This is a genomic window from Dyella flagellata (assembly GCF_030160275.1).
Classification (GTDB): Bacteria; Pseudomonadota; Gammaproteobacteria; order Xanthomonadales; family Rhodanobacteraceae; genus Dyella_B; species Dyella_B flagellata.
In genome coordinates, this window is record NZ_BSOA01000053.1 from 105,042 (window position 1) to 127,222 (window position 22,181).

The window sequence follows — 22,181 nt, forward strand, 5'->3', positions numbered from 1 at the left end:
CCATAGTCACATGACCATGGTCATAATTTAATCAAATGTGACTAGTTAATACAAGTCATTTTAAGGGGCGGGTTTTATTTATGGTGCAGGGCGCTCGCAGGCTGTGAACCATGGTTGACATATTGTTAACCAGGGTTCACAGTGAGGCCCTATGGTCGAAATCGTCAAGAGCGCCACGTTCGACCATTGGTTGCATGGCCTGAAGGATCGTCAGGCTCGGGTGCGCATCCAAATGCGTATTGATCGCCTGGCGATTGGCAAGCCGGGTCAACATCGCAATCTGACGAACGGCATCAGCGAGATGAAGATCGATCATGGTCCCGGCTATAGGGTGTATTACACGATGCGCGGATCGATGCTCATCCTCTTGCTTTGCGGTGGTGACAAAAGCACGCAACAGGAGGACATCGCCAAGGCCATGCGCATCGCGAACGAATGGGGGACATGACATGACAGCAAAGAAAGAACAATTCAGCCGCTACGATTCGGCTGACTATCTCAAAACCGAAGAGGATATTGCCGCCTACCTGGAAGCGTGCTCGGAAGAAAACGATCCGGCTCTGATGGCTGCCGCTCTGGGTGCCGTGGCGCGAGCGCGAAATATGAGCCAGCTGGCGCGTGAAACCGGGCTTACTCGTGAGGGCTTGTACAAGGCGCTTTCTGCCGACGGGAATCCTAGTCTGGCCACGGCAATGAAAGTCGCGAAGGCGCTCGGCTATCAACTGCGATTGGTACCGATAGCGCACTGATGTAGCCGGGGTTGCCACTCCAGCCCACTGCTACGAAAACGGTCTAGTATTGCAACGGAGGCGCAGGCGGCATGCTGCGCCTCAGGTCGGTTCTTGGATGTCCATAAACCCCAGGAGGCTCCCATGTTGCAAATGAGACCAAGCTGCGAGTGTTGCGACAAAGACCTACCGCCTGAAAGCGACGGCGCGTTCATTTGCTCGTTCGAACGCACCTTCTGCGAGGATTGCGCCACTTCGGTTCTTGGTGGTGTCTGCCCCAACTGCGGTGGCGAACTTGCCCCGCGTCCCGCGCGGTCGCCGGACTTGCTCGACAAGTATCCTGCCTCCACGCAGCGTATCTACAAGCCCCTCGACGGCGTCCAGGCTGTCTAGCCGTGTAGGGCCGGGCCGGGATGACGCGCCCTGGCAATGGGGCCGTCATCCCGACCTACAGCGTTGCCGCCAGCCGGGTTCCCTGCGCGATCGCCCGCTTGGCGTCCAGTTCCGCCGCCACGTCAGCGCCACCGATTACATGCACGCTTGGATGGCCGGCGGCGAGTAGCGCATCGCCGAGGCTACGGTTGGGTTCCTGGCCGGCGCAGACCACCACGTTGTCCACCGGCAGCAGCTGCGTTTTGCCGTCAACGACAATGTGCAGCCCCTGGTCGTCGAAGCGGTCGTAGCTGACGCCGCCAAGCATGCTTACTTGCTTGTTCTTCAGGGTGGCGCGATGCACCCAGCCGGTGGTTTTGTTGAGGCGCGCACCGGGCCTGCCTTGCGTGCGTTGCAGCAGCCAGATTTGTCGCGCGGCCGGCTCCGGTTGCGCCGGCACCAGGCCGCCGGGATGTTCAAGCTGCATGTCGACGCCCCATTCGCGGGTCCAGCGTGCCACGTCGGTGGCGGGCGAGGGGGCGTGTTCGGCCAGGAATTCGGCCACATCGAAGCCGATGCCGCCAGCCCCGATGATCGCCACGCGCTTGCCGACCGAATGGTTGCGCGCGAGTACGTCGAGATAGCCCAGCACACGCGGATCGTCGCTGCCGGGAAAACTCACGCGGCGCGGCGTGATGCCGGTAGCGATGATGATGTCGTCGTAGTTTTGCGCCTTGAGCGTAGCGGCATCAGCGATCTGCCCCAACTGCAGGCGTACGCCGGCATCGGCCAGGCGATGCGTGAAATAGCGCAGCGTCTCGTGGAATTCTTCCTTGCCGGGAATGCGCTTGGCGTAATTGAACTGGCCGCCGATGGCGTTGGCGCCGTCGATGAGCGTGACGTCGTGACCGCGTTCGGCCAGCGTGGCGGCGCAAGCCATGCCCGCGGGACCGGCGCCCACTACGGCGATACGCTTGCGCGTGTTGCTGGGCGTGATGGGCAATTCTGTTTCGTGGCACGCGCGCGGGTTGACCATGCAGGTGGCGCGCTGGTTCAAGAACACATGGTCCAGGCAGGCCTGGTTGCAGGCGATGCAGGTGTTGATGCGCTCGCTGCGGCCGGCTTTAGCCTTGATTGCCCATTGCGCATCGGCGAGCAGCGGCCGTGCCATCGACACCATGTCGGCCTCGCCGCCAGCCAGGATTCGCTCGGCCACGTCAGGCATGTTGATGCGGTTGGTGGTGATCAGCGGTATCGCCACTTCGCCCTTCAGCTTCTTCGTGACCCAACTGAAGCCCGCGCGCGGCACGCTGGTAACGATGGTCGGCACGCGCGCTTCGTGCCAGCCGATGCCGGTGTTGATGAGGCTGGCGCCGGCTGCCTCGATGCCCTTGGCCAGCGTGACGATGTCGGCCCAGGGCTGTCCGCCTTCGACCAGGTCGAGCATCGAAAGGCGGTAGATGATGATGAAGTCCCGGCCGACCGCGGCGCGCATGCGTCGCACGATTTCCAGCGGAAAACGCATGCGCTTGTCGGCATCGCCGCCCCAGGCGTCGTTGCGCTGGTTGGTGCGCGCGGCGATGAACTGATTGATCAAGTAGCCTTCCGAGCCCATCACTTCCACCCCGTCATAGCCGGCTTCGCGGGCCAGCTGGGCGCAGCGGACGAAATCGCCGATGGTGCGTTCAACGCCGCGCGCGCTGAGTTCGCGTGGCTTGAACGGCGTAATCGGCGATTGCAGGCGCGAGGGCGCCACCGATAGCGGGTGATAGCCGTAGCGTCCGGCATGCAGGATCTGCATGCAGATGCGTCCGCCTTCGGCATGCACGGCCTGGGTGATCTTGCGATGCCGGGGCTTGTGCCAGGGCAGGGTCAGGCGTCCGCCGAAGGGTTTGAGCCAGCCTTCGATGCTGGGCGCGATGCCGCCGGTGACCATCAGGCCCACGCCACCGCGGGCGCGTTCGGCGAAATAGGCCGCCAGCTTGTCGAAATCCGCCGCCTTGTCTTCCAGCCCGGTGTGCATCGAGCCCATCAGGATGCGGTTGGGCAGGGTGGCATGGCCTAGGTCGAGGGGGCTAAACAGGTGCGGATAATTCATCGGGCGACCGTCGTTCAAACGATCGTATGAATGTGCCGTCTATTCGTCCGGGGCGCAAGTGGTCCCGCCGGGGCAGGGGGCGGGTGTCAGTCCAGCAATTGTCGTACCAAATCGACGTAGCGCCCCATGGCTTCGTCCTGCGGCATGCCCTTCAGACGTCCCCAGGCTTCCTGCTTGGCGGTGCCGATGAAGTCGAAAAAGCTGGTCGGCTGGCAGTCGTGCACGTCACCTTCCAGCGCCTGCTTGTAGAGCGCGTAGAGCGAGAGCAGCGTGTCGTTGTCAGGCCGTTGCTTGAGTCGTCGCACCTCGGCGGCGGCTTGGTGGAACTGGCGATCGAGTTCGCTGATGGAAGCCGGCGAGTAGCCGGATACGGTCGATGTGGAACGAGTAAGCATGCGCCTGGCACCCCTGGAAACACGATAAACTAAGCACTTCCCGTGCCATAGAGGTCTGTCCATGCCAACACGCCAGTCCGCGCCCGTACTCACCATCGACGGACCCTCCGGATCTGGCAAAGGCACGATCAGCCGGCTGGTGGCCGAGCACCTGGGCTGGCGGCTGCTGGATTCCGGGGCATTGTACCGGGCGGTGGGCTACGCCGCTGGCATGGCCGGGCTGGACTTGTCCGATGCCGAGGCCGTCACCCGCTGCGCGCAAACCACCAAGATCCAGTTTCGTGCGGCGCCACATGATGGCGAAACGCGCGTCATCGTCAATGGCCATGATGCCACCGACGAGCTGCGCACCGAAACCGCCGGTGCCGCCGCTTCGGCGATTGCCTCGATTCCGACCGTGCGCCAGGCGCTGGTGGACCTGCAGCTCGGCTTCCGCAAGGCACCCGGCCTGGTGGCTGACGGGCGTGACATGGGCACGGTGATCTTCCCCGACGCGGCGTACAAGGTGTTCCTGACCGCCAGCGCCGCCGAAAGGGCGAAAAGACGTTATAAGCAGTTGAAGGAAAAGGGGCTGAGCGTTACACTCGCTTCCCTCCAGAGCGAAATTGAGGCGCGTGACGCCCGCGATGCATCGCGAGCCGTGGCGCCGCTCAAACCCGCCCGCGATGCGGTGTTGGTGGATACCACCGGCATGGGGATCGAGGATGTGGTCGCTAAAGTTTTGGCCGTCGTGAATCCGTAAAGGATTGCGGCGGTATTGGCGCTTCATGCCGCGGCATGAAGTTTTGGGTCAACGGTGCAAGGGAGCGATCCCGACCACCCACAACCGGCGGGCCTGTCCCTTTGCGCAATCATCCGACGGCGCGCAGTGGGTCGTAAGGCCTTTTCTTATTTTGGAATCAACATGACTGAAAGTTTTGCCGAGCTGTTTGAACAGAGCCAACAGGCCATTTCTAAGCTGAAGCCGGGCGCCATCGTCACCGGCATTGTGGTCGAAATCCGCAATGACGTAGTGGTGATCAACGCCGGCCTGAAGAGCGAAGGCATCGTTCCGATCGAGCAGTTCAAGACCGAGAACGGCGAGTTGGAAGTCCGCGTGGGCGACGAGGTGAAGGTAGCCCTCGACGCACTGGAAGACGGCTTCGGCGAGACCAAGCTCTCCCGCGAGAAGGCCAAGCGTTCCATGGTGTGGGACGACCTTGAGCAGGCCTTCGACAAGGAAGAGACCATCACCGGCAAGATCTCCGGCAAGGTCAAGGGCGGTTTCACCGTCGACATCAAGGATGTCCGCGCCTTCCTGCCCGGCTCGCTGGTCGACGTGCGTCCGGTACGCGATCCGGTGTACCTGGAAGGCAAGGATCTCGAATTCAAGATCATCAAGCTGGACCGCAAGCGCAACAACGTGGTGGTGAGCCGCCGCGCCGTCGTCGAGACCGAGTTCTCCGAGGAGCGCGAGAAGCTGCTGGAGCGCCTGACCGAAGGCGCGGTGGTGAAGGGCACGGTCAAGAACCTCACCGACTACGGCGCGTTCGTGGACCTGGGCGGCATCGACGGCCTGCTGCACATCACCGACATGGCGTGGAAGCGCGTGCGCCATCCGTCCGAAGTGGTCAACGTGGGCGACGAGCTCGATGTGCGCGTGCTGAAGTACGACCGCGAGCGCAACCGCGTGTCGCTGGGCCTGAAGCAGCTGGGTGACGATCCGTGGGTCGCCATCTCGCGTCGTTATCCGGTCGGCAGCCGCCTGTTCGGCAAGGTCTCCAACGTCACCGACTACGGCTGCTTCGTCGAAATCGAGCCGGGCGTGGAAGGCCTGGTGCACGTGTCCGAAATGGATTGGACCAACAAGAACGTCAACCCGGCCAAGGTTGTGCAGGTCGGCGACGAGACCGAAGTGATGGTGCTGGACGTGGATGAAGAGCGTCGCCGCATCTCGCTGGGCATCAAGCAGACCCGCTCCAACCCGTGGGAAGCCTTCGCTGCCACGCACAAGAAGAACGACAAGGTGTCCGGCCAGATCAAGTCGATCACCGACTTCGGCATCTTCATCGGCCTGGACGGTGGTATCGATGGTCTGGTGCACCTGTCCGACATCTCCTGGCAGGCTTCCGGCGAAGACCTCGTGCGCAACTTCAAGAAGGGCGACGAGATCGAAGCGGTGGTGCTGGCCGTGGATCCGGAGCGCGAGCGCATCTCGCTGGGCATCAAGCAGATGGAGCAGGATCCGTTCGGTCACTTCATGGCCGTCCATCCGCGTGGCGCGATCGTCACCGGCACGGTGAAGGAAGTGGACGCCAAGGGTGCCGTGATTGACCTGGGCGACGGCGTCGAAGGCTACCTGCGCGCCAACGACATCGCCAAGGAGCGCATCGAGGATGCTACCCAGCATCTGAAGGTGGGCGACAAGGTGGAAGCGAAGTTCACCGGTATGGACCGCAAGGGCCGTCAGCTGTCGCTGTCGATCCGCGCCAAGGATGAGGAAGAGCTGCAAGACGCCATGGCCGAATACTCGTCCGCGTCGGGTGGCACGACCAAGCTGGGTGCGCTGCTCAAGGAGCAGCTCAACAAGGCTGACTGATACAGTGCCAAGGTCGGGGCGGCGCTGCGCCGCCCCGATTCGTTCCACGTCACGGACATTGGGGACCCATGACCAAATCCGAGCTCATTGAGGCGCTAGCCAGGCGTCAGACCCATCTTGCGTTCAGCGACGTCGAGCTGGCGGTCAAGAACGTCATCGAGCAAATGAGCCAGGCCCTGGCCCATGGCGAGCGCATAGAAATTCGCGGTTTCGGCAGTTTCGCGCTGCACTACCGTCCACCACGCATGGGCCGCAACCCCAAGACGGGCGAAGCCGTGGCCTTGCCCGGCAAGCATGTGCCGCACTTCAAGCCCGGCAAGGAACTGCGCGAGCGCGTCAATATGCGGCTGGAGCAGCAGCTCGGCTAAGGCCACCCTCGACATCACTTATTCCGACAGGCAGGCGGCTTCGGGCCGGTCCTGCCTTTTCTTTTGCCGCGGCATCGTAGGCTGGGATGACAATCCCAGCATTGCCATGCTTGCCGTACCGCGATTGCTGGGATTGCCATCCCAGCCTAGGGGAGGGCAAGGAGCAAGCACCGCAAAAAGCCTAGTCCGCCTGAATCGGGTCTTCACATTCCTCTGTGAGCTGTTCAGCCGATCGGCTAAAGTTGCATTATGCGATTGATCGTCATGCTGCTACTGCTAGTGTTCGTCGCCGCAGGCGTGGTCCTCGGTGCGCTCAATGCGGACCTGGTCGGCTACGACCTCGCGTTCGCGCGCGTCCAGGTCCCCAAAGGCGCCGCCTTGCTGGTCATGTTGGCGCTGGGCTGGATACTTGGTGGCCTGACCGCATGGCTGGGCGTTACCACGCGGCATCGTCGCGACCGACGACGCACGGCGAAAGCTCAAGGCGCCAAGGCAACAAAAACACCATGAGCCTCTTTTATTCGCTGCTGGCACTGCTCATACCGGCGGCCTTCCTAAGCGGCTGGTGGACGGCACGGCGTGCCGGCGTGCGCCGTTCGGGGGTCCAGGTCAGCGAGCTGTCCTCCGACTACTTCCGCGGCCTGAACTACCTGCTCAACGAAGAGCAGGACAAGGCGATCGAGGTGTTCCTCAAGCTCGCCGAATACAACCGCGACACCGTGGAAACGCACTTAGCGTTAGGCAACCTGTTCAGGCGCCGCGGTGAAGTGGATCGAGCCATCCGTCTGCATCAGCACCTGGTCTCCCGTCCCGGCCTGTCCGAAGGGATGAAGACCGTGGCCTTGCTGGAATTGGGCGAAGACTATATGCGCGCCGGCCTGCTCGACCGCGCCGAGGCGCTGTTCTCGGACCTGGTCGCCATGAACGCGCATGCGCCTTCGGCCCTGCGCCATCTCATTGCGATCTACCAGCACGAGCGTGACTGGCACAAGGCGATCGAACATGCGCGCCGGCTGGAAACGATGACCGGCGAGGAAGAGGCCACCACCATCGCACAGTTCTATTGCGAGCTGGCCGAGCAATCGCGCCAGCACGGCGCTCGTGCCGAAGCGCGGGAATACCTGCAGCAGGCTTTCGCTTCCCAGGCCAATTGCGTGCGCGCCTTCATGCTGACCGGGCGCCTGCACGCGGAAGAAGGAAGGCACGCGGAGGCTGTGGATGCGTACGAACGCGCCGTCGATGCGGATATCGCCTTCGTGCCGGAAATCCTTCCACCCTTGCTCGACAGCTACGCACGCTCCGGCCAGATGGAACGGGCTGAGCGTTTTCTGCGCGACATGCTGGCACGCTATCACGGCATCTCGCCGGTGCTCGCGTTGACGCATCTGTACCAACAGCGCGACGGCGAAAAGCCCGCCATCGAATTCCTTACCTCGCAATTGCGCCAGCGCCCCTCCGTGCGCGGACTGATGGCCTTGATCGATGCCACCATGGACAAGATCGAAGGCGAGGCGCGGGAGAACTTCCTGATCCTGCGCGACCTCACGCGCAAGCTGCTCGAAGGCCAGGCGATGTATCGCTGCAGCCATTGCGGCTTCGGCACCAAGGCGCATCACTGGCAGTGCCCGAGCTGCAAAGGCTGGAGCACGATCCGGCCGATCCATGGCGTAGCCAATGAGTGATGCGGTTGTGGCAGGCCTTGCCCCGATCGTCCTCGCCGTCGTGTTCGCTTTCCTGATCGCGCTGGGCGTCGTGCGTGCGGCCATGGCCTACGCACATCGTCGCGGCATGTTGGATCAGCCGGGGCAGCGGCGTTCGCATAAAATTCCGACCCCGCGCGGGGGCGGCATCGGCATTGTCGTGGCGGTGTTGCTGACGATGCCGATATGCCTGCTGCAGCAGCACGCGCCGTGGTCGTTTTACGTCGTCGTCATGCTATTGCTCGCCACCGCGATAATTGCATGCATCGGCTGGTGGGACGATCACAGTTCCTTGCCGGTGCTTCCACGCTTGGGCGTGCAATTATTGGCCGTTACCCTGTTTTCACTGAGTGTTGTCAGTGGGCCGCTGAGCTGGCTCTGGTTGCCGTTATGGGTGCTCGGTGGTACGTGGAGCGTCAATTTGCATAACTTCATGGACGGCATCGATGGCCTGCTCGCGCAGCAGGGCATCTTCGTGGCCTGCGGACTTGCCGTGCTTGCCGGCTATTCCGGCCAGCCCATGCTGGCGGGGCTGGCTGGCTGCGTGGCCGCGGCCTGCCTGGGCTTCTGGTGCTACAACCGCGCCCCAGCCCGCATTTTCATGGGGGACGTGGGCAGTGGCGCCATCGGCCTGCTGCTGTTTGCGCTGACGGCGATGCTATGGGACCTCAGCTGGCCGCTGGTATGGCCGGCTTTGATCCTCAGTTCAGCTTTTGTGACGGATGCCAGCCTTACTCTGCTCACCCGTATGCTGGCAGGCAGGCGCTGGTATGCTGCGCACCGCGAGCATCTGTACCAATGGATCGTGCGCCGGGGGCACACGCATGCGGCAAGCGCGGGGTGGTACCTGGGCTGGAATCTGCTCATAGCAGCGCCGTTGGCTGCGTGGGCAGTGAAGAAACCAGGAACGGGATTACTGGCCTGCATTGTCACTTATGCGATGGCGGCGGCGGTTTGGATTCATGCCAAGCGCCGCTTGATCAGGCGAAATCGAGACAAGGTTCGTCATGTCCTTACGTAAATGGGTTGGCACAGTTCATCCGCGCGCGGCAGTGGTCCTGCACGACCTGCTGATCACCGCGCTTGCCTGGTGGGTGGCCAAGGAATTGCGCTACGCGCTCGATCCCAAGCTGATCATCACCTTCGAACCGTACGAATTTCCGATCGTGCTGATGGTGCAGGGGCTGGTCTATGCATGGACCGGCCTGTACAAGGGCGTGTGGCGCTTCGCCAGCCTGCCGGACCTGTGGAACATCCTGCGCGCGGCCATCGTCGGTACGGTGGCGATCGGCGTTGCGTTGTTCCTGTATGGACGCCTGGATGGCGTGCCGCGCTCGGTGCTGCTGCTGTATCCCTTCGTGCTGTCCTTGTTCCTAGGCACGCCGCGGCTGGCCTACCGCTTCTGGAAAGACAGCCGCGTCGATCTTTTCATGAGCGCGAAGACGCAGCGCGTGCTGATCGTCGGCGCGGACAGCGCAGGCGAAGCGCTGGCGCGCGATCTTCATCGCGATAGCCGTTACATGGTGGTCGGTTTCGTGGACGATCGCCGTTCGCTGCGCGGCGCGCGCATCAACGGCAAGCCGGTTCTAGGTTCGCTGGAACAATTGCCGGAAGTAGCCAAGGAATCGGCCGTGCAGATGTTGCTGATCGCCTTGCCGGGTGCCAGCGCGCGCCAGATGCGGCAGGTCGTGGAGCTGTGCGACCGCACCGGCTTGCCGTATCGCACGGTGCCCAAGCTGGAAGATGTCGTTGCCGGTCGCGCGCAGTTCAACCAGATCAAGGAAGTGTCGATCGAAGACCTGCTTGGACGCGATGCGGTCGAGCTGGATTGGACGAAGATTCGCGAAACGCTGACCGGCCGCCGCGTGCTGGTCACGGGCGGTGGCGGCTCGATCGGTTCGGAACTGTGCCGGCAGGTGGCCCGGCTCGGCGTACACGCGCTGACGATCGTCGAGTCCTGCGAATACAACCTGTACCAGATTTCACAGGAATTGCGCGCGGCCTACCCGGAGTTGCTGCTCAACAGCGTACTTGTCGACTGTGGCGATGCGGTCGCGATGCGGCGCCTGTTTGCCGAGTCGAAACCGCAGGTGGTGTTCCACGCGGCGGCCTATAAGCATGTGCCCATGTTGCAGGGCCAGTTGCGCACCGCGGTGCGCAACAACGTGCTGGCAACGCGTGCCGTGGCCGATTTGTCGAGCGAGACGGGCGTGGAATGCTTCGTGCTGATCTCCACCGACAAGGCCGTCAATCCGACCAGCGTGATGGGTGCGTGCAAGCGCATCGCGGAGATCTGGTGCCAGAACCTCAACGCGCATTCGAATACGCACTTCATCACCGTTCGATTCGGTAACGTGCTGGACTCGGCCGGTTCCGTGGTGCCGCTGTTTCGCCAACAGATCCAGGCCGGCGGCCCGGTCACGGTCACGCATCCTGAAATCTCGCGCTACTTCATGACCATTCCGGAAGCCACGCAGCTGATCCTGCAGGCGGCGGCGATCGGGCAGGGCGGGGAGATCTTCGCGTTGGACATGGGCGAGCCGGTCAAGATTCGCGACCTGGCCGAGCAGATGATCCGGCTGGCCGGCAAGAAGCCCGGCACCGAGATCCCTATCGTCTACACCGGCCTGCGCTCCGGCGAGAAATTGTTCGAGGAATTGTTTCACCCGCTGGAAAACTACAGCGCGACGACACACAACAAGATATTCCTTGCACAGCACCGGCCGGTATCGTGGGAGCTGCTGCAGGCGCAGATGGTCAAGGCTACCGAAGCTGTCCGCCTCTTCAACGAGGACGAGCTGCGCCAGTGCGTATCCAGTCTGCTTCCATCATTCAGTTGGAGCGACGCTGCCCAGGCGGGCAACGTGATTCCGCTACGCCGCAACGACATCGGAGAGAAGTGAGTGAGTAAGCCATTGCGCAAGGTGGTGTTTCCGGTAGCCGGTCTTGGCACGCGTTTCCTTCCGGCCACCAAGGTGGTCGCCAAGGAAATGCTGCCGGTGCTGGACCGGCCGCTGATCCAGTACGCCGTCGACGAAGCCGTCGATGCGGGGGCCGATACGCTGGTATTCGTCACCAATCGCTACAAGCACGCCATTGCCGATTACTTCGACAAGGCGTACGAGCTGGAAGCCAAGCTGCAGGAGAAGGGCAAGGATGACCTGCTCGCCCTGGTGCAAGGCACGCTGCCGCGTCATGTGCGCGCGATCTTCGTGACCCAGCCCGAGGCCTTGGGGCTGGGGCACGCGGTGCTCTGTGCCAAGCCGGTGGTGGGCGATGAGCCGTTCGGCGTGGTCCTGCCGGACGACTTGATCTGGAACCAGGGCAGGGGCGCCTTGCGCCAGATGGCGGAACTGGCCCAAACCGAACAGGCCGGCGTCATCGCGGTCGAGGAAGTGCCGCATGACCAGACCGACAAGTACGGCATCGTTGATGCCGAACCGGTGAACGAGCGCAGCGCACGCATCCGCCACATGGTCGAAAAGCCCAAGCCGGCGGAGGCGCCCTCCAACCTGGCCGTGGTCGGCCGCTATGTGCTTCCGGGCCGCATCTTTCAGCTGCTGGAACAGACCAAGCCCGGCGCGGGCGGTGAAATCCAGCTCACCGACGCCATCGAAGCCTTGCTGACCGAGCAGGGCAAGGTGCTGGCCTACCGCTTCGAAGGCACCCGCTTCGACTGCGGCAACAAGGCCGGCCTGGTGCGTGCCACCATGCATATGGCGATGCAGGATCCGAGCCTGGCGAAAGTCGTGCGCGAAGTCGCCAAGTCCTATTGAGCGACTCGCTCTGCAACAACATGTAGGCTGGGATGACAATCCCAGCATCGGGAAGTCGCGTGAAAAGCTGGGATTATCATCCCAGCCTACGCTGTCAGGTCAGCCGAAATACTCCCGCCACGATGGCTAAAACACCAATCGCCTTGGTCGCCAGCTTGCCCGCCGGCGCCAGCCGTTCGGCGAGGATGGCTACCGTAACGAAAGCCATCGCACGTAGATCCATCACGCCTATCACCAGCTGAATCGCCGTCAGGTTGGCGCAGCTCAGGCAACAATGCAGGCCCAGACACATGCCTTGCCGCCATGCTGTACCTGGCTGCGCAGGCACCGTACGGATGTGCCGCAGTGCTTCCCGGCAACGAGTGAGCTGGCGCGCTTTCCACGGTGTGAACTGGGCGACTCCAGCGAGCAAGACCATTGCGCCCGCCAGCAGCGGAACGCTGCGTGCCAGCAACGGCCAGTGCATCTCAGCGGTGGCCAACGCGACACCCAACGGAAATACCAGCATTCCGAACACGCTCCAGGCAAAGAAATATCCCGTGCCAACCAATACGGTCAGCAGTTCCAACTGCATTCCAGTGGTCGTGCCTACGGCCTGCCGATAGCGCTGCAGCGCAGGCACCAGGGATGGCAGCATCATCGCCGCCATCATTACGTCCCACATGACGAGGAACGATGCCGCGGCGCCGCCCCATGTCTGCTCGGGCATCCGCACCCACAGCATCGACATGCTCCAGCCGCCCGGCATCGGCATGGCATCCATGCCGGACATGGATGCGCACCCGACGATCGTCAGCGTTGCGCTGAGCGTGAACAGCGCCGCCGAGGCGGCGAAGAAGGCTCGTTCGGAAGTGGGTGCAGCGATCATGGTCGTCTCGATCCAGCAGTGCTCATGTCATAGACGAAGCGGATGCCGCGTTTTCGACACCCGCAGGGCGGATTTACCGCTTGCCGTACTCATCGTGGCGGCGCCACCAGACGTGCTGCTCCGCCTGGTTGCGCCCCTTGGGTGCGCGGTCCAGCCACTGAAACATGCCCCACAGGCCGTCCAGGCCACGCGCGTAGGTGGAATAGGTGTGATAGACCACGCCGTCTTCGAGCACGAACGCGCTCATACCTGGCCTTTCGCGTACGTACGTCAGAGCGTCGATTCCCGTGGCGGCTGCACTATCGACGACGACCTGCGGGAACTGCGTGGTCTTGTCCATCGCATGGCCGCCGCGCTGGTAGTTGTATTCGTAGGCTCCTTCGCGCTGTTGCTGTTCGGTGATCGAAACGGTGAAATCGAAGTTGAAGTCGCCGCCGAGCGAAGAGGCCCAGGGAAACGACCAGCCCAGGCGACGCTTGTACGCCTCCAGCTTTGCCAGCGGTGCGCGTGATACCGCCCACAACATCACGTCGTGGTTGGCCAGGTGCTCGGCGAAACCGTTGAAGCCATCGGCGATCGCCGAACAGGAAATGCAGCCGGCCTCGAACTCGGGCCCGAACATGAAGTGATAGACGAGCAGCTGCGAGCGCCCACGGAAAAGGTCCGCCAGCGAAGCGCCGCCCTCATCGGTCTCGAAGCGATAGCCCTTGTTGACCGGGACCCACGGCAGCTCTTGCCGCTGCCGCGCCAGTTCGTCGCCGCGATGGGTGTGCTCCTTCTCCGCCTTGAGCAGCTCGATGCGTGCCGCCAGCCATTGTTCGCGGGTTCCAATCGTATGCGTAGTCATGCCGTTTACTCCGTTCGTCGAAGATTCGAGCTGTTTGCCCAAGACCTGGTGTTTTCGGGCCGTGGGATATAGTTAGCGCGGGCTTGCGAACGGGTGGGAGTGACAAGTGTGGCGCGATTGAGATGGATTCACTGATCACCGCTGCGGCGCGCGCCCTCGCCACAGGTGACCCGCTGGGCGCGCTGAAGCGGGTTGCCCTGCGCGAGGATGCACCCAGTCTTGCGCTGCGCGGCATCGCCATGGCGCAGCTTGGCGATTTCGCCCGGGCCAAGCTGCTGTTGCGCAGGGCGGCGCGTGGCTTCGGCCCCAGGGAGGCGGTGGCCCGCGCCAGGTGCATTGTGGCCGAGGCCGAAATCGCGCTCGCTTCGCGCGACCTCAGCTGGCCGGTAAAGGCGCTCGAAGCCGCGCGCCTGACGCTGTTGTCACATGGTGATCGCGTCAATGCCGCGCATGCGCGGAATATCGAAATTCGGCGCTTGTTGCTGTTTGGCCGTCTGGACGATGCTGAAGCCTTGCTCGCCGAACTCGATCCTGCTCCTTTTCCGCCCGCTTCGCGCGCCGCACACGAGTTGGTCGTTGCAGGCATGGCAATCCGGCGGCTGCAGACCAAACGCGCGCGAGCAGCTCTAGCCTTGGCCGGGCATGCTGCCGGGGTGGCGCAGATCCCGGCGCTGATGGCCGAGGTCGAAAGCGCTGCTCGGGTGCTGGATAGGCCAGCCGCGCGCCTGATCGAACGAGGTGAACAGCGCCTGCTGCGGCTGGAAGAAGTCGAAGCGCTGCTGGCGTCGCCCGGCTTCGTCGTGGATGCGTGCCGTCATCTGGTGCATGGCGCGCAGACCGTGGTCTCGCTTGCAACACGCCCGATCTTGTTCGCCCTGGTGCGTCGCCTGGGGGAGGCCTGGCCCGCCGACGTATCGAGAAGTGCGCTCATCGCCGATGCTTTTCGCGCCAAGCATGCCGATGAATCGCATCGCGCGCGCTTGCGCGTGGAGCTTGGGCGGCTGCGCGCCATGTTGCGGCCGCTGGCGGACGTGAGCGCTACCAAGCGGGGCTTTGCGCTGGTGCCGCGCCAGGCCTGCGACGTTGTCGTGTTGGCCCCTCCTGTGGAGGAACGGCACGCATCGGTGCTTGCTTTGCTGGCGGACGGGGAGTCATGGTCGAGCTCGGCTTTGTCCATGGCATTGGGCGCCAGCCCCCGCACCGTGCAACGGGCGCTCGAATCGCTTGCCGAAGCCGGTAAGGTACAGTCCTTCGGCCGTGGGCCGGCGCGCCGTTGGATGACTCCACCGGTACCGGATTTTCCGTCGATTTTGTTACTCCCCGGTCCGTTGCCAGGTGACTAGGATTGATTCATTCATTGAGCAGGATGAAGCCATGAAACGATCCGCAGCCAAGGTTCTGCGCGAATACGGCCCCTTTCCCGGCATCGACAAGGTGGGTGGCGTGACTTATGACGGCCAGCGCGTCTGGTTCGCTTCGGGCGACAAGCTCAATGCCCTCGATCCGGAGAGCGGCAAGTTGGTGCGGTCGGTCGATTTGGCGGCCCACGCCGGCACGGCTTTCGATGGCCAATACCTGTTTCAGATCGCCGAGGACCGCATCCACAAGATCGATCCCGAGAGCGGTCGCGTGCTCGCCACCATCCCGGCCCCCGGTGGCGGCGGCGATTCGGGACTGGCCTGGGCCGAAGGCTCGCTCTGGGTTGGGGAGTATCGGCAGCGCAAGATCCACCGCATCGACCCACAGACCGGGGCCATCCTCAGCACCATCGAGTTCAACCGCTTCGTTACCGGCGTCAGCTGGATCGACGGAGAGCTGTGGCATGCCACTTGGGAAGGCGACGAGAGCGACGTGCGCCACGTCGATCCGCACACCGGAGAGGTGCTGGAGCGCATCGAAATGCCCGAGGGTATGGGCGTGTCGGGGCTGGAGTCCGATGGCGGCGGGCGGTTTTTCTGCGGTGGCGGAAATAGCGGAAAAGTGCGGGTCATCCTGCGTCCCAAATAGCCGCGTAGGCTGGGATGACAATCCCAGCATTGCCATGCATGCCGCCGCACAATGCTGGGATTGTCATCCCAGCCTACGGTTGGCAGCTATCGGACTGCCACGCGCTCACCAGATCGTGCCAGAATCGTGACCGCAAGCTGCCACATCGATTTGGCAGCCTAGGCATGGGGAATCTCGTGCCGACTGGTCTTATGCCTTCTGCATAAGGCTCCCCCGCGATGAAGAACGCCTGGCCGGCAAGCGGCCGGGTACCTAACGGATTGAACACAGGGCGCATTATGGATTTGCTGCGGTTTCTGCTTTGGCTTCCGGTACGGCTGCTGGGCGCTGTCTTGATGGCGCTGGGCTGGCTGCTTGGCCCGCTGGTCGGCCAGGTGAACTGGTCGGCACCGGCCTGGATGCATCTCGTGCGCAGGCGTCCGCTGCATTCGCTGGGCGTCGTTGCTGCCGTGGCGCTGGTTGCCAGCGGCGGATGGTACGGCTGGCACTGGTACAAGAATCGACCGCGTCCGCAGGAACCGGAGCGCATCAGCTGGACGGTCAATCCGCCCAACATCAGCGACTACACCAAGCAACCGGTAACGATCTCTCCGCTGGAAGTCAGTTTCTCCGCCTCGGCCGCACCGATCGAGCTGGTCGGCAAGCCGGTCACCGCCGGCATCACCATGCAGCCGCAGGTGACTGGCCAATGGACCTGGGTCGACGACAAGACCCTGCGCTTCATGCCCGCTGCCGACTGGCCGGTGGGGCAGCACTACCAGATCCGCTTCGACATCCCCAAGATGTTCGCCCACCACGTGCTGATGGCGAACGATCATTTCCAATTCGATACCGCGCCGTTCAAGGCCACGCTCGCCAAGGGCGAGTTCTACCAGGACCCGCAGGACCCGACCGCCAAGAAAACCATCATGGCGGTCGATTTCAATTACCCGGTCGATCCGGCGCAGTTCGAAAAACGCATCGCGCTGAACCTGCAAAGCTGGGGCGAGCGCAAGACCACGCCGCTGAAGTTCAGCGTTACCTACGATCCATACAAGTTGCATGCATGGATTCATTCGCAACCACTCGCTTTGCCGCGCGATGACGGCGCGGTGGAGATGGCGCTCGACAGTGGCGTGCGCAGCTCGCGCGGTGGCTCAGGTACGGATGACAAACTGAAAACCACCGTACGCGTTCCGGGCCTCTACAGCCTTTCCGTGGACGACATCAGTCCCACCCTGGTCGACAACGACAAGTACGAGCCCGAGCAGGTGATGGTGATCAACGTCAGCGGCGCCGTACGCGACAGCGACCTGGCCACGCGGGTGCACGCCTGGGTGCTGCCAGCCCGAAAGATCCACGCCCTGAAGTCGGACAACAACAGCGGCCAGGACAATCAGGATGAGGCCGATCAGGAACAAGGCAACTACTCGTGGAGTTCCTACGAAGTAGGCGAAGACGTCCTGCGTCAGTCCAAGCAACTGGCGCTGGAAGTGGTGCCGACGGAAAACGACTACCAGGCCCTGCAAAGTTTCAAGTTCCATGCCGATCCCGGCCAGCGCATTTACGTGCGCGTGGAGAAAGGGCTGAGGTCCTTCGGCGGTTATGTGCTGGGCAATCCCAGGACCGCCGTGGTCACCGTGCCGGACTATCCGAAACTGCTGCGTTTCATGGCCGACGGTTCGCTGCTTTCGCTCAGCGGCAGCAAGCGAGTCTCGGTGGTATCGCGCAACATGACCGGCATGCGCTTGCAGATCGGCCGGGTGCTGCCGGAGCAATTGCAGCACCTGGTCAGCCTCAACCAGGGCGATTACAAGCACCCGCAGCTGCCTTACGAATTCACCGAGGAGCACATCGTCGACCGCTTCGAGGTCAAGCGTGCTTTCCCGGCCAACGATCCCGCGCACGCCCACTATGAAGGCGTGGACCTGGGGCAATATCTGCAATCGGGCAAGCGCGGCGTGTTCTTGCTGCACTTGTACGACTTCGACCCGGCCCAGGAGAAGAAACAGGCCGAACAGGCTGCCAAGGCCAGGGAGCTGGCGAAGCAAGGCTTTGCGCCGCCACCGCCCGGCGCACAGCCGGATCCCGACGTGGACAACACTTCTTCCAGCAATGAATCGGGCAACTCCGAAGAGGGCGAGGACTCAGCCAATACCGCGCTGGATAGCCGCCTGATCGTGGTCACCGACTTAGGGCTGCTGGTGAAGCGTTCGCTGGATGGCAGCCAGGACGTGTTCGTGCAGTCGATCCATACGGGCCAACCGGTGGCGGGCGCCACCGTGTCCGTGCTGGCAGTCAACGGCCAGACCTTGTTCACGCAGGACACGGCGGCCGACGGCGCCGTGCATTTCCCCACTTTCAAGGGGCTGGACCGCGAAAAGCGCCCCGCGCTGTATGTGGTGAAGAAGGCGGATGACTTGTCGTTCCTGCCGATCAGCGGCAGCGACCGGCAACTGGATTATTCGCGCTTCGACATTGGCGGTGAAGCCAGCGCCGTCAATCCCGGTACGTTGTCGGCTTATCTGTTCTCCGATCGCGGCATCTACCGTCCGGGCGATGATATCCACATCGGCCTGATCGTCAGGGCCGCTAGCTGGACGCGCAATGTCGCGGGCATTCCGCTGCAGGCCGAAGTGGTCGATCCGCGTGGCGTGACGGTGAAGCAGATTCCGCTGAAGATGGACGATTCGGGCTTCGGCGAACTGACCTATACGCCGACGGAAACCGCACCGACCGGCACGTGGACGGTGAACCTGTACATCGTGCGCGATGGCAAGGCCGATACGCAGATCGGCAACACCACCGTGCAGGTCAAGGAGTTCCAACCCGACCGCATGAAGGTCAGCGCCAAGCTGTCCAGCCAGGTGGCCGAGGGCTGGGTCAAGCCCGATGGTCTCAAGGGCCTGGTCGATGCGCAGAACCTGTTTGGCACACCGGCAGCGGACCGCCAAGTGGAAGCCACGCTCACGCTGCGTCCGGCATGGCCCTCGTTCCACAGCTGGCCCGACTATCAGTTCTACGACGTTCGCCGCGCCAAGGACGGTTATGAGGAGAACTTGCAGGACGGCAAGACCGACGACAAGGGCCATGCCGAGTTCGACCTGGACCTGAAGAAGTACGCCGATGCCACTTATCAGCTGTACTTCCTGGCCAAGGCGCACGAACCCGAAGGCGGTCGCAGCGTGGCAGCCGCCACGCAATCGCTGGTTTCAAGCAACGATTGGCTGATCGGCTACCGCAGCGTGGACGATCTGAACTACATCACCCGCAATGCCGAGCGCAAAGTGCACCTGGTGGCGATCGATCCCCAGGCCAAGTCGATCAAGCTCGATGGCTTGAAGGCCCAGCTGATCGAACAGCGCTATGTGTCGGTGCTGACCAAGCAGGATTCGGGCGTCTACAAATACGAATCCAAGCTCAAGGAAATCCCGGTCAACGAGCAGGCGCTGAGCCTTCCCTCCGGCGGCCTGGACTACACGCTTGCCACCGGCAAGCCGGGCAACTATGCGCTGGTGATCCTGCGCGCCAGCGATCGCGTGGAAGTGAACCGCGTGAGCTATTCCGTAGCCGGCGACGCCAATCTTTCGCGCTCGCTGGACCGCAACGCGGAACTGCAGCTCACGCTGGAGAAAGCCGACTACAACCCGGGCGATACCGTCAACATCTCCGTGCGCGCGCCCTATGTCGGCAGTGGCTTGATCACCATCGAGCGCGACAAGGTGTACGCGCACGCGTGGTTCCATGCCGATACCACCAGCTCGGTGCAGCACATCACCATTCCGAAGGACTTCGAAGGCAACGGCTACATCAACGTGCAGTTCATTCGCGATCCGTCGTCGGATGAAATCTTCATGAGCCCGCTGAGCTACGGCGTGGTGCCGTTCTCGGTCAATCTGGATGCGCGCCGCGATGGGCTGAAGGTCGATTCGCCGGCGTTGGTGAAGCCGGGCGACACGGTGACCTTCAAGCTGCACGCCGATCACCCGACCAAGGCCGTGGTGTTCGCGGTGGACGAGGGCATTTTGCAGGTGGCGCGCTACAAGCTGGGCGATCCGCTGAAGTACTTCTTCCGCAAGAAGATGCTTGAAGTGCAAACCTCGCAGATCCTCGACCTGATCCTGCCGGACTTCGAAAAGCTGATGGCCCTGGCGGCGGCGCCGGGCGGTGATGCGGACGCGGCGATCAGCCGCCAGCTCAATCCGTTCAAGCGCAAGCGCGACAAGCCGGTGGTGTACTGGTCGGGCATCGTCGACGTCGATGGCGACAAGGATTTCACCTACACCGTGCCGGACTACTTCAACGGCAAGCTGCGGGTGATGGCGGTAGCCGTGTCGCCGGATCGCATCGGTACTTATGAAGGCGCAACGACGGTGCGTGGCGACTTTGTGCTCTCGCCGAATGTGCCGACAACGCTGGCGCCGGGCGATGAAGTAGAAGTAAGCGTAGGTGTTGCCAACAACCTCACCGGCCTTGGTGGCAAGCAGGTGCCGGTGGCGGTAAGCCTGAAGACCGGTCCGCAATTGCAGGTGATGGGCGCGGCCACGCAGAACATCAGCCTGGCGGAAATGCGCGAAGGCGTGGTGAAGTTCCGCGTCAAGGCCACCGACAAGCTTGGCTCCGGCCACCTTGCTTTCACCGCCGGCTATGCCGGCAAATCCGCGCAGCAAGCCGTGGACGTGTCGGTACGTCCGGCGGCGGCTTACCGCACGCAGGTCGATGTCGGCCAGGTGTTCACCCATAGCCAGGCGGAGCTGTCGCCGTTGCGGCAAATGTTCGACGCCTACGTGGCGCGCGACGCTGCGATCTCGCCGTTGCCGGTCGTGTTGGGGGAGGGCATCACCAGCTATCTGGTCAACTACCAGAACTACTGCAGCGAACAGGTGGTGAGCATGGCGATGCCGCGCCTGATCGTGAGCAAGTGGCCGCAGGTGCCGATCTTCGCGCATGCCTTGCAGCCGGCCTTCATGGCAGAAGGGGAGAAGCAGATCAGCAATCAGGAAGCGCTGAACAAGCTGCTCGACGTGCTGCATACACGCCAGAACAGCGCGGGCGGCTTCGGCTTGTGGTCGGCCACGCCCGACGCGCAGCCCTTCGTCTCCGTCTACGTGATGAACTTCCTGCTTGAAGCGCGCGATCGCGGCACGCCCGTGCCGCAGGACATGATCGACGCAGGCAACAAGTACCTGCAGCAGCTGGCCGCCGATGACGGCATGGATTCCCTGTACACGCTACGCCAGCGCGCCTATGCGGCCTACCTGCTGACGCGCCAGGGCAATGTCACCACCAATGCGCTGGCAGCGATCCAGAAGCGCCTGCAGCAGGCGTATCCGAACGATTGGAAGAACGACCTGTCCGCGGCATGGCTGGCCGCTTCCTACAAACTGCTCAAGCAAGATGACGAAGCCAGTCGCCTGATCGCCGGGCCGGAGCAGTTGCTGACGCGTTCGAAGCCGGACGAGAGCTACGCCTACTACTATTACTACGATCCGCTGGTGCGCGATTCGAGCGTGTTGTACCTGCTGGCCAAGCACTTCCCCGAACGCGCCAAGGCCCTGCCGCCGCGCGTGTTCGAGAACATTGCCTGGCCGTTGACGCACAACTACTACAACACGCTTTCCTCGGCGATGACGATCCTGGCGTTGGACAGCTACGCCAGCCAGGCTTCCAGCGAGCTGGACAAGTTCAGCATCCAGGAAGTGCATGCCGATGGCAGCGTCAAGACCATCTCAAGCCTGCAGGGAGGCCTGCTGCAGGCCGGCACTTGGGATGCCGCTGCCAACAAGCTGCGTTTCCTCAATCAGAGCAGCTTGCCGGCGTGGCGCGTCGCCAGCCAAAGTGGCTATGACCGCGTGCAGCCGGACAAGGCGATCGCCAAAGGTATCGAAATTGTGCGCGAATACACCGATACGCAAGGCAAGCACCTGGATTCGGTGACGCTGGGCGAAGAGATCGACGTGCACGTGAAGATCCGCGCTACCGGCAGCGACGCAGTCGGCGACGTCGCCATCGTGGACCTGTTGCCCGGCGGCTTCGAACCGGTGATCGAACCACCGGCGGCGAATTCCGCGCAGAGCGGCGATGCCTCGGCCAACGATGGCAATGAAGGCAACCAGGGCCAGGATGGCAACCAAGACAGCAATACCAGCGCGCCAGCGGCTTGGCGTTCGCCGATCGGTTTGTCGGAGTCGACCTGGAGGCCGGAATACGCCGATATTCGCGAGGATCGCGTGGTGATCTATGGCGAAGCGACGCCGGACGTGCGCGAGTTCGTGTACCGCATCCGTGCGACGAACGCAGGTACCTTCGCCATACCGCCGGCCTATGCCGAGTCGATGTATGACCGTACCTTGCAGGCGCGTTCGGCCGGTGGCGAGTCGTTGAAGGTAGTGGACAAACCTTGAACGAGTCGGCAGCCCCTAACCTCGCGGTGAGTCGTAGGCTGGGATGAAAATCCCAGCATCC

18 protein-coding genes are annotated in these 22,181 nt (G+C 62.9%); 14 read left to right on the forward strand and 4 right to left on the reverse strand.

Translation table 11 applies throughout. The annotated features are described in order from the left end of the window. Positions 1 to 151: 151 nt before the first annotated feature. The 3 genes from QQJ96_RS23270 (at position 152) to QQJ96_RS23280 (ending at position 1,121) form a co-directional block, all read left to right on the forward strand. Positions 152 to 448 (forward strand): type II toxin-antitoxin system RelE/ParE family toxin, encoded by a 297-nt coding sequence (locus QQJ96_RS23270; protein ID WP_284334427.1) that lies wholly within the window; start codon positions 152 to 154, stop codon positions 446 to 448. Between the two features lies 1 nt (position 449). Next, entirely contained in the window at positions 450 to 749 is a 300-nt protein-coding gene (locus tag QQJ96_RS23275; protein ID WP_284334428.1) for an addiction module antidote protein, read from the forward strand. A 132-nt stretch (positions 750 to 881) separates the two neighbouring features. Then, positions 882 to 1,121, forward strand: coding sequence for a DUF1272 domain-containing protein (locus QQJ96_RS23280; protein ID WP_284334464.1), 240 nt, complete (start codon positions 882 to 884; stop codon positions 1,119 to 1,121). A gap of 55 nt (positions 1,122 to 1,176) precedes the next feature. Here the strand turns inward: QQJ96_RS23280 and QQJ96_RS23285 are convergent, their stop codons facing one another. Continuing rightward, positions 1,177 to 3,198 (reverse strand): NADPH-dependent 2,4-dienoyl-CoA reductase, encoded by a 2,022-nt coding sequence (locus QQJ96_RS23285; RefSeq protein WP_284334429.1) that lies wholly within the window; start codon positions 3,196 to 3,198, stop codon positions 1,177 to 1,179. An 86-nt stretch (positions 3,199 to 3,284) separates the two neighbouring features. Continuing rightward, complete coding sequence (locus QQJ96_RS23290; RefSeq protein ID WP_404649035.1) at positions 3,285 to 3,593, reverse strand: acyl-CoA-binding protein; 309 nt, start codon at positions 3,591 to 3,593, stop codon at positions 3,285 to 3,287. Positions 3,594 to 3,654: 61 nt separating this feature from the next. On the opposite strand from QQJ96_RS23290, the gene cmk reads away from it, so the two are divergent. The 8 genes from cmk to galU all read left to right on the forward strand — a co-directional run bounded on the left by cmk (position 3,655) and on the right by galU (position 12,015). Further along, a complete protein-coding gene (gene cmk / locus QQJ96_RS23295; protein ID WP_284334430.1) occupies positions 3,655 to 4,335 on the forward strand; it encodes a (d)CMP kinase in 681 nt (226 codons plus the stop codon). Between the two features lie 162 nt (positions 4,336 to 4,497). Further along, the gene (gene rpsA / locus QQJ96_RS23300) at positions 4,498 to 6,171 is read left to right on the forward strand and encodes a 30S ribosomal protein S1 (RefSeq protein ID WP_284334431.1); all 1,674 of its coding nucleotides are present in this window, start codon (positions 4,498 to 4,500) and stop codon (positions 6,169 to 6,171) included. Further along, positions 6,171 to 6,539 carry an integration host factor subunit beta gene (locus tag QQJ96_RS23305; RefSeq protein ID WP_284334466.1) on the forward strand — a complete coding sequence of 123 codons (369 nt, stop codon included), beginning with the start codon at positions 6,171 to 6,173 and terminating at the stop codon, positions 6,537 to 6,539. The genes rpsA and QQJ96_RS23305 overlap by 1 nt, the downstream gene beginning before the upstream one ends. Positions 6,540 to 6,788: 249 nt before the next feature. Next, entirely contained in the window at positions 6,789 to 7,049 is a 261-nt protein-coding gene (locus tag QQJ96_RS23310) for a DUF1049 domain-containing protein (protein WP_284334432.1), read from the forward strand. Next, on the forward strand, positions 7,046 to 8,221 hold the full coding sequence (gene lapB / locus QQJ96_RS23315) for a lipopolysaccharide assembly protein LapB (RefSeq protein WP_284334433.1): 1,176 nt from the start codon (positions 7,046 to 7,048) through the stop codon (positions 8,219 to 8,221). The genes QQJ96_RS23310 and lapB overlap by 4 nt, the downstream gene beginning before the upstream one ends. Continuing rightward, positions 8,214 to 9,260 carry a glycosyltransferase family 4 protein gene (locus QQJ96_RS23320; RefSeq protein ID WP_284334434.1) on the forward strand — a complete coding sequence of 349 codons (1,047 nt, stop codon included), beginning with the start codon at positions 8,214 to 8,216 and terminating at the stop codon, positions 9,258 to 9,260. Before lapB ends, QQJ96_RS23320 begins: the two co-directional genes overlap by 8 nt. Then, positions 9,247 to 11,142: a polysaccharide biosynthesis protein gene (locus tag QQJ96_RS23325; protein WP_284334435.1), complete on the forward strand. Its 1,896-nt coding sequence runs from the start codon at positions 9,247 to 9,249 to the stop codon at positions 11,140 to 11,142. The genes QQJ96_RS23320 and QQJ96_RS23325 overlap by 14 nt, the downstream gene beginning before the upstream one ends. Then, positions 11,143 to 12,015, forward strand: a complete 873-nt coding sequence (gene galU, locus QQJ96_RS23330; RefSeq protein ID WP_284334436.1) for a UTP--glucose-1-phosphate uridylyltransferase GalU — start codon at positions 11,143 to 11,145, stop codon at positions 12,013 to 12,015. A gap of 94 nt (positions 12,016 to 12,109) precedes the next feature. Here the strand turns inward: galU and QQJ96_RS23335 are convergent, their stop codons facing one another. Both QQJ96_RS23335 and QQJ96_RS23340 read right to left on the reverse strand, forming a co-directional pair. Beyond that, the gene (locus QQJ96_RS23335) at positions 12,110 to 12,883 is read right to left on the reverse strand and encodes a DUF2182 domain-containing protein (RefSeq protein ID WP_284334437.1); all 774 of its coding nucleotides are present in this window, start codon (positions 12,881 to 12,883) and stop codon (positions 12,110 to 12,112) included. Between the two features lie 73 nt (positions 12,884 to 12,956). Continuing rightward, positions 12,957 to 13,730, reverse strand: coding sequence for a DUF899 domain-containing protein (locus QQJ96_RS23340; RefSeq protein WP_284334438.1), 774 nt, complete (start codon positions 13,728 to 13,730; stop codon positions 12,957 to 12,959). Positions 13,731 to 13,852: 122 nt separating this feature from the next. Here QQJ96_RS23340 and QQJ96_RS23345 point away from each other — a divergent pair, with 122 nt between their 5' ends. The 3 genes from QQJ96_RS23345 (at position 13,853) to QQJ96_RS23355 (ending at position 22,120) form a co-directional block, all read left to right on the forward strand. Beyond that, positions 13,853 to 15,073 (forward strand): helix-turn-helix domain-containing protein, encoded by a 1,221-nt coding sequence (locus QQJ96_RS23345; protein ID WP_284334439.1) that lies wholly within the window; start codon positions 13,853 to 13,855, stop codon positions 15,071 to 15,073. Positions 15,074 to 15,104: 31 nt separating this feature from the next. Next, the gene (locus QQJ96_RS23350; RefSeq protein ID WP_284334440.1) at positions 15,105 to 15,737 is read left to right on the forward strand and encodes a Vgb family protein; all 633 of its coding nucleotides are present in this window, start codon (positions 15,105 to 15,107) and stop codon (positions 15,735 to 15,737) included. A gap of 278 nt (positions 15,738 to 16,015) precedes the next feature. Next, a complete protein-coding gene (locus QQJ96_RS23355; protein WP_284334441.1) occupies positions 16,016 to 22,120 on the forward strand; it encodes an alpha-2-macroglobulin in 6,105 nt (2,034 codons plus the stop codon). The last annotated feature ends 61 nt before the right edge of the window (positions 22,121 to 22,181 follow it).